Genomic DNA, 8,997 nt, shown 5'->3' with positions numbered 1-8,997 from the left:
GGAAGGCCTCTCACACCGGGAGTTCGGTGGACCGAGCGTACTGATGTGTGCGCATTCTGTCATCGCATCGATGCCCCCGACGCTGAGGCACGATGGTTGCGTGGCAGTTCAGGGACCGCAGTTGCCGGTGGGTACGCAGGTGGTGGTCCGGGTGGCGGGGCCGGACAGCCAGGGCGGTACGGCGCAGCGCGGGGCGACCGGGCGGGTGGCCGGGGTGACCGCGGACGAGCGGTACGTCGTACGGCTCGTCGACGGCCGGGAGACCGTGGCGGGGCGGGAGCAGTTGAGTTTGCGGACGGCGTACCAGGACGAGGCGATCGGGCTCGAGCAGCCGGACGGGGACCGGCTGGTGCGGGAGCACACGATCTACGCCGCGGTGGTCGGGTCGCGGGCGTTCGGGCTGGACACGGCGGAGTCGGACACCGACACGCGGGGCGTGTACGTCGCGCCGACCGAGGCGTTCTGGTCCCTCGCGAAGCCGCCGGCGCACGTGGACGGGCCGGAGCCGGAGTGGTTCGCGTGGGAGGTCGAGCGGTTCTGCGAACTCGCCCTCAAGTCGAACCCGAACCTGCTCGAGGTCCTGCACTCGCCGCTCGTCGTCCGCCAGACCCCGCTCGGCGAAGAGCTCGTCGGACTGCGGAGGGCGTTCCTGTCCCAGCTCGCGTACCAGACGTACTCCGGCTACGTGCTCAGTCAGTTCAAGAAGCTCGAGACGGACTTCCGCCGCGACGGTACGCCGAAGTGGAAGCACGTCATGCACCTGATCCGGTTGTTGCTCTCGGCCCGCGAACTGTTGCTCGAAGCAACCCTCGTGGTAGACGCCGGCCAACACCGCGACCGCCTGCTGGCCATCAAACGCGGCGAGCTCCCGTGGTCCGAGGTCGAACACTGGCGCCTCCAACTCCACGAACAACTCGACGCCGCCCTGCAGCACACGGTCCTCCCGGCAACCCCGGATGTCAGGACCGTCGACGACTGGCTCCGCTCGGTCCGCAAGCGCAGCCTCGGCCGCTGAGTTACCCGCTTTTCCTTCGTTGTAGAGGGGCTTAGGGTATTTACTTAACTTCGTGAAGCATTGACAACCGGCTCGCGGCGGGAAATAGTTCCGTCCTGAAATCAATCAGAAAGCAGAGTGAATCAACAGTGGCGAACATCGAGATTCTGCAGCTCCGGGCTGGTGGCGTCAGCCTGGTGCTGGACTGTTCCGGTCCGGCCTTGCCCTCCGTCCTGCACTGGGGCGCGGACCTGGGTGAGCTGACCGGTAACGCTCTGCTGGACCTGCGGCGCGGCGCCGGGGCGGTGCAGAGCGGGAGCGGGCTGAACGAGGACCTCCCGGTCGCGATCGTGCCGGAGTACTCGGCCGGCTGGTTCGGGCTGCCCGGCCTGAACGGGCACCGCGACGGCCAGGACTTCTCCCCGAGCTTCCGGCTCACGAACGTCGCGCAGACCGGCAACACCGTGCAGGTCGAGGCCGCCGACGCCGGGCTCGAGCTCAAACTCACGATCGAGCTCACCGACTCCGGCCTGGTCAAGGCCAAGGCCGACCTGACCAACGCCGGCACTACGCCGTACACCGTCGACGGGCTGTTCCTCGCGCTCCCGGTGCCGACCGAGGCGACCGAGCTGCTCGACCTGACCGGCCGGCACATCGGCGAGCGGCACCCGCAGCGGCACGCGTTCACGCAGGGCGCGCACATCCGCGACAACCGCCGCGGCCGTACCGGCGCCGACGCGACGCTCCTGCTGCTGGCCGGCACCGAGAGCTTCGGCTTCCGGACCGGCGAGGTCTGGGGCGTGCACACCGCCTGGAGCGGCAACCACCGTTCGTACGCCGAGCGCGGCATGACCGGGTACGGCGTGATCGGCGGCGGCGAACTGCTGCTCCCGGGCGAGGGTCGTCTGCAGCCGCAGGGCACCTACAGCACCCCGTGGATCTACGGCTCGTACGGCGTCGGCCTCGACCAGCTCGCGCAGCGCTTCCACGAGTACCTGCGGGCCCGGCCGAACCACCCGCGCAGCGCGCGTCCCGTCGTACTGAACACCTGGGAGGCCGTGTACTTCGACCTCGACCTGGCGAAGCTGAAGTCGCTCGCGGACGCGGCCGCCGAGGTCGGGGCGGAGCGGTTCGTCCTGGACGACGGCTGGTTCCGCGGCCGCCGCGACGACCACGCCGGGCTCGGCGACTGGTACGTCGACGAGGGCATCTGGCCGAACGGCCTGCACCCGCTGGTCGACCACGTGAGGGGTCTCGGCCTGCAGTTCGGGCTCTGGGTGGAGCCGGAGATGGTGAACCCGGACTCGGACCTGGCCCGCAAGCACCCGGACTGGATCCTCGCCACCGGCGACCGGATGCCGCCGACCGCGCGCCACCAGCAGGGCCTGAATCTCGGCATCCCGGAGGCGTACGACTACATCCTCGAGCGCCTGGACAGCATCCTCGGCGAGTACGACATCGCGTACCTGAAGTGGGACCACAACCGCGACTTCGTCGACGGCGGCAACCAGCACACCGGTACGGCGGGCATCCACGAGCAGACGGCGGCCGTATACCGGCTGATCGACGAGCTGAAGCGCCGGCACCCGGGCCTGGAGATCGAGTCCTGCTCCTCCGGCGGCGCCCGCGTCGACCTCGGCATCCTGGAGCGCACCGACCGGGTCTGGGGCAGTGACAGCAACGACGCGCTCGAGCGGCAGACCATCCAGCGGTACACGCAGCTGTTGCTGCCGCCGGAGCTGATCGGCTGCCACGTCGGCCCGCCGCGGGCGCACACCACCGGCCGGACGCAGACGCTGTCGTTCCGCGCGATCACCGCGCTGTTCGGGCACTTCGGGATCGAGTGGGACATCGCGTCCGCCAGCGCCGAGGAGCGCGCAGAGCTGAAGGGCTGGGTGGCCCTGCACAAGGAGCTGCGGCCGCTGCTGCACACCGGTCGGGTGGTCCGCGCGGATCGCGGTCCCGAGGACGTGCTGGTGCACGGCGTCGTGGCGCAGGACGAGTCCCACGGCGTGTTCAGCGTCGTACAGATGAAGCAGTCGGTGACGTCGGCGGTCGGACGGGTGCGGTTGCCCGGACTCGACCCGCGGACGACGTACCGCATCAGCAAGGTCACGACACCCGGTCTCGACTCGCGGTCAGCGGAGTGGTCGGCCGACGGTGGAAGCGTGCAGTTGAACGGCGCCGCCCTCGCCTCGGTCGGAGTGCTCATGCCCGCGCAGTGGCCGGAGAGCGCGATCTTGCTGGAAGTTACCGCGGCCGGGTAAGCCCGCCCGGCCGCCGGACAGAAGAGGAGATCCCCCGTGACCACTACCAACGCACCACCAGAGACCGCACGAAGTCACGGGGGACAGGCGGCGCCGCCGGGGAAGAGGCGCAGCCTGGGAGACCTCAAGGTCGCGATGATCTTCCTCGCCCCGGCCACGCTCGGGTTCGTGGTGTTCTACATCTGGCCGACGCTGCGCGGCGCGTACCTGAGCTTCACCGAGTACAGCCTGCTCTCCGCGCCGAAGTTCAACGGACTGGCCAACTACGAGCGGATGATCCACGACAGCTTCTTCTGGAACGCGCTGGTGGTCACGGTCGAGTACGTGGTGATCAACATCGGCCTGCAGACCGTGCTGGCGGTCGGGATCGCGATGCTGATGTACCGGCTGACCAAGTCGATCACGGTACGCGCGATCATCCTCGCGCCGTACCTGGTCGCGAACGTGGTGGTCGCGCTGGTCTGGTACTGGATGCTCGACGTCCAGGTCGGCGTCGTGAACACGTTCCTCAGCTGGTTCGGGGTCGACCCGGTGGCGTTCTTCGGCGACTCGCACTGGGCGATCCCGACCGTTGCCGGGATCAACGTCTGGCGGCACATGGGGTACACGGCGCTGCTCGTGTTCGCCGGGCTCCAGACGATCCCGTCGTACGTCTACGAGGCCGCCGAGGTGGACGGATCGACCGAGTGGAAGACGTTCTGGCGGATCACGCTGCCGCTGCTGCGGCCCGTGCTGGTGATGGTCCTGGTGGTCACCATGATCGGGTCGTTCCAGATCTTCGACACGGTCGCTGTCACCACACAGGGCGGTCCGATCAACGCGACGCGGGTCATCTACTACTACATCTACGAGCGCGCGTTCACCCGGTTCGACTTCGGGTACGCGTCCGCGATGGCGCTGGTGCTGTTCGCGATCCTCGCGGTCGTCTCCCTGGTGCAACTGAAGTTGCTGCGGGCGCGGGAGAGTGATCTGGGATGAGACGACTCAGCGTCGGCAGGACGGTCGCCTGGGTGCTGTTGTTCATCCTGCTGATCGTCACGCTGTTCCCCTTCTACTGGATGTTGCGTACGGCGTTCTCCGACAACACGCAGCTGCCCGGGCACCCGCATTCGCTGCTGCCGGTGGAGACCACGCTCGGCGCGTTCAAGCGGGTCCTCGGGCTCTCGTCGATCGCCGAGGCGCAGGCGCAAGGTGGTTCCGGTGCGGCCGTGAACTTCTGGCTGTACCTGCGGAACTCGTTGGTGGTGGCAACGATCACGACCGCCTGCCAGGTGTTCTTCAGCGCGATGGCGGCGTACGCGTTCGCCCGGCTGCGCTGGCCCGGCCGGGACAAGGTGTTCGCCCTGTTCCTGGCCGCGCTGATGGTGCCGCCGATCTTCACCACGCTGCCGAACTTCATCCTGATCAAGAACCTCGGGCTGCTGAACAGCTTCGCCGGCATCATCCTGCCGGGGGCGTTCATGACGCCGTTCGCGATCTTCTTCCTCCGGCAGTTCTTCCTCGGCATCAACCGGGAACTCGAGGAGGCGGCGATGATCGACGGCGCCGGGCACCGGCGGATCTTCTTCGGGCTGATCATCCCGATGAGCGGTGCGCCGATCGCGACGCTGGCGATCCTGACCTACATCAACTCCTGGAACGACTACTTCTGGCCGCTGCTCGTCGGCCAGCAGGAGAACGTCCGGGTGCTGACGGTCGCGCTGGGCGTGTTCCGTTCGCAGACGCCACAGGGCGGGCCGGACTGGGCCGGGCTGATGGCGGCGACGCTGATCGCGGCGCTGCCGATGATCATCCTGTTCCTGGCGTTCGCCAAGCGGATCACGAACTCCATCGGCTTCTCGGGGATCAAATGACACTGTCACGAAGGACCCTGCTGAAGGCAGGACTCGCGTCGCTCGCCGTTCCGGCTGTTGCCGCCTGCAACAACGGCGCCGCCGCGCGGGGCGACGGCGAGATCATCTACTGGTTGTGGGACTCCGCGCAGCTGCCGATGTACACCGAGTGCGCGAAGGTCTTCCACCAACAGAACCCGCGGTACTCGGTGAAGATCGAGCAGTACGGCTGGAACGACTACTGGTCGAAGCTGGTCACCGGGTTCATCTCGAACACCGCGCCGGACGTGTTCACCGGGCACTCCTCGAAGTACCCGCTGTTCGCAGCCAAGGGGCAGGTGCTGCCGATCGACGACTACGTCGCCCGCGACAACGTTGACCTGGGCATCTACCAGAAAGGTCTCGCGGAGCGGTGGATCGGTGCCGACGGCAAGCGGTACGGCCTGCCGAAGGACTGGGACACCGAGGTCTACTTCTACAACAGCGCGTTCACCGAAGCCGCCGGGATCAGCACCGAGCAGCTCAACTCGATGACCTGGAACCCGCACGACGGCGGGACGTTCGAGCAGATCGTCCGGCGGCTGACCGTGGACTCGAAGGGCCGCCGGGGCGACCAGCCGGGGTTCGACAAGAACAACGTGAAGGTCTACGGACTCGGGTACGCCGACGCCGGCGGTGGTGACGGGCAGACCAGCTGGAGCTGGTACGCCGCGACCAACGGCTGGAAGTACTCCGAGGGCGAACCGTGGGGGACGAAGTTCTTCTACGGCGACCCGAAGTTCACCGACACGATCGGGTGGTGGCGCGGGCTGATCACCAAGGGCCTGATGCCGACGTACGCGCAGGCGAAGTCCGGCGTGGACGTGACCACGTCGTTCGGCGCCGGGAAGTACGCGATCACGCCGAACGGGTCCTGGATGCTCGGGACGTACGGCACGCTCAAACAGGTGAAGACGAAGCTGGCACGGCTGCCGATCGGGCCGATCGGCAAGCGGATGTCGATGATGAACGGGCTGGCGGACACCATCTGGGCCGGGACGACGCAGCGGGACGCGTCCTGGGCCTGGGTGAAGTTCCTCGGCTCACAGACCGCGCAGGACATCGTCGCCAAGGCGGGCGTGGTGTTCCCGGCGGTGGCGGCCAGCATGCCGGCGGCGAAGGCGGCGTTCGCGAAGAGCGGGTGGGACGTGACGCCGTTCCTGGAGCCCGTGGAGGCCGGTGACGTGTTCCCGTACCCGGCCAACCCGAACGCCGCGGACGTCACCGCGGTGATGACACCGGCGATGGACGCGGTGCTGTCGTTCGAGGCCGATCCGGCGTCGCTGGCGAAGGCGAACGCGGACGTGAACAAGATCCTCGCTGTGAACAGCTGAGGGAACAGCTGAGGGTATGCCTGAGGGTTGACCCTGGGTGGTACTACGCCCGGGGGAGTACGCCGTACTGCGTCCAGCGGTGCAGCGTGCTCCTCCGGGGGTAGCGGAGGTACCGCCGCTGAGGCGACGCGGATCGGCGGCCCGGAGCGACAACCTTGGTGGCATCGGAGAACCTTCGACCATCGAGGAGAGTCATGAACGAGGAGAGGCCGGGCGGACCGATCCGCATCGGCGACCGTGAACGCGAGGACGCCGTCCGGCGCCTCGGCGAACATTACGAAGCCGGCCGGCTGACCGCGGAGGAACACTCCGAACGCGTCGAGCAGGTCCTCAAAGCCAAAACCGAGGCAGACCTGCAGGCGCAGTTCGCCGACCTGCCCGGTCCGCACCAGGCCGGGCCGGGCGCTGCCCCGCACGGCGCCGCCGGTGCCGAGGGTGAGAGCTGGGCGGGACCGTGGGGCTGGCGGAAGCCACCGTGGACGGCACCGGAGAACTCCGCCGGCAGTGCCGGGCCCGCGGGGTCCGGCTCCGGTAGCGGTGGATTCGGTGGTCGTCCACCGTGGGCCGCGCGGGGGTTCATCAGCCGGGTGCCGTTGCCGTTGCTGATCGTGCTGGGCGTGCTCGGCGTACTGGCGTCCATCGGTTGCGTGTTCGGCGGCGGGCACCCGCCGATCCTCCCGATCGCGCTGATCGTCGCCGCGGTGTTCGTGATCCGCAAGCGCCGGATGGAGCGCCGGGCATGAGAAACGCGTACCGGATCGTCGGCCTGACGATCGCGATCGCGGTCGTCCTGCAGGTGGCGTCGATCGCGCTGTCCGGCTTCACGATCGCGAAGGCCGCGAACGACGGCGCCACGATCGGCGCCGACTACAGCAACTTCGGCGAGACGTACCACAGCATCGCGGGCTCGGTGATCGGGCTGCTCGCGCTGGTGTTCCTGATCCTGTCGTTCCTGACCGATGTACCGCGCGGCCGGGTGCTGGCCGGGATCGTGGTCGGCCTGGTGGTCGTGCAGTTCCTGCTCGCGGTGGTGTCCTTCGGGGTACCGGCGCTCGGGGTCCTGCACGGTATCAACGGCCTGGTGATCGCGGGCATCGCGAGCGCCGGCGCCCGGCGGGCCGCCGTACCGAAGGAATCCGTGACCAGTGCCTGAGGTGCGGCTGCGTAGATCCTTGGGTAAGCGGGGCCGGCTGGTCGCGCTCGGGGTGGTGCTGGCGGTACTCGTACCGCTGGGCTACCTCTGGGCGACCAGCCTGGTCCCGGGTTCGTACAACCCGGCGGAGATGGGGTACGCCGACTACGGCGGCGGCCCGACCTCGGCGGGCCACATGGACCACATGGACCACATGAGCGGCATGAGCGTCGCCGATCTGACCGGGCCGAAGACCGGTACGCCGGACGTGAACGTGACGCTGGTCGCGCGCAAGCAGAAGTACCAGCTCGCGTCCGGTGAGACCGTCGACGGATACACGGTGAACGGTACGTCGCCGGGTCCGCTGATCCGGGCCAAGGTCGGCGACCTGGTGCAGGTCACGTTCGTGAACGAGTCCGTGAAGGACGGCGCCACGCTGCACTGGCACGGGATCGACGTACCGAATGCCGAGGACGGGGTCGCCGGGGTCACGCAGGACGCGGTGCCGGTGGGCGGGAAGCACGTGTACCGCTTCAAGGCGGAGCAGGCGGGGACGTACTGGTACCACTCGCACCAGGTGTCCAGCGACGAGGTCAAGGGCGGGCTGTTCGGGCCGATCGTGATCGCGCCGGCCACTCCTGGTGACGTTGTCGCGACCATCCATACGTACGACGGCAAGCGGACCATCAACGGGCGTACTGGTGCTGCGCGGGTGGACGTTCCGGCTGGTACGTCGGCACGGGTGCGGGTGATCAACACCGACAACACGATCCTGCGCGTGGGGCTGCTCGGGACGCCGTACGAGGTGGTCGCCGTCGACGGGCACGACGTCCACGGGCCCACGCCGGTGACTGCGGCTTATGCGCTACCGGCCGGTGGACGCGTGGACCTCGAGGCGGCCGTACCGGCAGGCGGTCTGCGTCTGGTGGCAGGTACGTCGTCGTTGTCGCTCGGGATCGCGCCGGCCGGCACGGACCCGCCGAGTGGGGAACTGCCCGCGAACACGGTCGACCTGCTGACGTACGGTACGCCGGCGCCGCTGGGCTTCGACCCGGCCAAGGCGAACCGCAACTTCGAGTACCGCATCGGCCGGACGGCGGGTTTCCTGGACGGCAAACCGGGCCTGTGGTGGACGATCAACGGCCACAAGTTCCCCGACGTACCGATGTTCATGGTCGCCGAGGGGGACGTGGTCCGGATGAAGATCTCCAACACCAGCGGTCAGGCCCACCCCATGCACCTCCACGGCCACCACGCTGTAGTCCTCTCCCGCAACGGCGTCACCGCCACCGGCTCCCCCTGGTGGACCGACACCCTGGAGGTAGGCAACAAGGAAACCTACGAAATCGCCTTCGTCGCCAACAACCCAGGCCTCTGGATGGACCACTGCCACAACCTC

8 protein-coding genes are annotated in these 8,997 nt (G+C 68.3%); all 8 read left to right on the top strand.

Features of this window, described 5'->3' with window-relative positions; genetic code table 11:
• The first annotated feature begins 100 nt into the window (after positions 1-100).
• Positions 101-1,015, top strand: a complete 915-nt coding sequence (locus tag VFF46_RS36730) for a nucleotidyltransferase domain-containing protein (RefSeq protein WP_325041878.1) — start codon at positions 101-103, stop codon at positions 1,013-1,015.
• A 128-nt stretch (positions 1,016-1,143) separates the two neighbouring features.
• Positions 1,144-3,261 (top strand): alpha-galactosidase, encoded by a 2,118-nt coding sequence (locus tag VFF46_RS36725; protein WP_325041877.1) that lies wholly within the window; start codon positions 1,144-1,146, stop codon positions 3,259-3,261.
• Between the two features lie 36 nt (positions 3,262-3,297).
• The gene (locus VFF46_RS36720; RefSeq protein ID WP_325041876.1) at positions 3,298-4,239 is read left to right on the top strand and encodes a sugar ABC transporter permease; all 942 of its coding nucleotides are present in this window, start codon (positions 3,298-3,300) and stop codon (positions 4,237-4,239) included.
• Positions 4,236-5,114 carry a carbohydrate ABC transporter permease gene (locus VFF46_RS36715; RefSeq protein WP_325041875.1) on the top strand — a complete coding sequence of 293 codons (879 nt, stop codon included), beginning with the start codon at positions 4,236-4,238 and terminating at the stop codon, positions 5,112-5,114. The genes VFF46_RS36720 and VFF46_RS36715 overlap by 4 nt, the downstream gene beginning before the upstream one ends.
• Entirely contained in the window at positions 5,111-6,466 is a 1,356-nt protein-coding gene (locus VFF46_RS36710; RefSeq protein ID WP_325041874.1) for an ABC transporter substrate-binding protein, read from the top strand. The genes VFF46_RS36715 and VFF46_RS36710 overlap by 4 nt, the downstream gene beginning before the upstream one ends.
• A gap of 194 nt (positions 6,467-6,660) precedes the next feature.
• Positions 6,661-7,209, top strand: a complete 549-nt coding sequence (locus VFF46_RS36705) for a DUF1707 domain-containing protein (RefSeq protein WP_325041873.1) — start codon at positions 6,661-6,663, stop codon at positions 7,207-7,209.
• Positions 7,206-7,619: a hypothetical protein gene (locus VFF46_RS36700; protein WP_325041872.1), complete on the top strand. Its 414-nt coding sequence runs from the start codon at positions 7,206-7,208 to the stop codon at positions 7,617-7,619. Before VFF46_RS36705 ends, VFF46_RS36700 begins: the two co-directional genes overlap by 4 nt.
• A gap of 19 nt (positions 7,620-7,638) precedes the next feature.
• Positions 7,639-8,997 (top strand): multicopper oxidase family protein (locus VFF46_RS36695; RefSeq protein ID WP_325041871.1); only part of this gene is annotated, 1,359 nt, incomplete at its 3' end.

Origin of the sequence: Kribbella sp., from assembly GCF_035655035.1 — a bacterium.
In the GTDB taxonomy this organism is placed as follows: Bacteria; Actinomycetota; Actinomycetes; order Propionibacteriales; family Kribbellaceae; genus Kribbella.
This window is presented reverse-complemented; position numbering and strand designations above follow the sequence as displayed.

What these genes read in the sequence shown, in the direction of transcription:
- VFF46_RS36700 (WP_325041872.1), top strand. Translation starts at nt 7,206, where the DNA reads ATGAGAAACGCGTACCGGATCGTCGGCCTGACGATCGCGATCGCGGTC.
- VFF46_RS36710 (WP_325041874.1), top strand. Translation starts at nt 5,111, where the DNA reads ATGACACTGTCACGAAGGACCCTGCTGAAGGCAGGACTCGCGTCGCTC.
- VFF46_RS36715 (WP_325041875.1), top strand. Translation starts at nt 4,236, where the DNA reads ATGAGACGACTCAGCGTCGGCAGGACGGTCGCCTGGGTGCTGTTGTTC.
- VFF46_RS36705 (WP_325041873.1), top strand. Translation starts at nt 6,661, where the DNA reads ATGAACGAGGAGAGGCCGGGCGGACCGATCCGCATCGGCGACCGTGAA.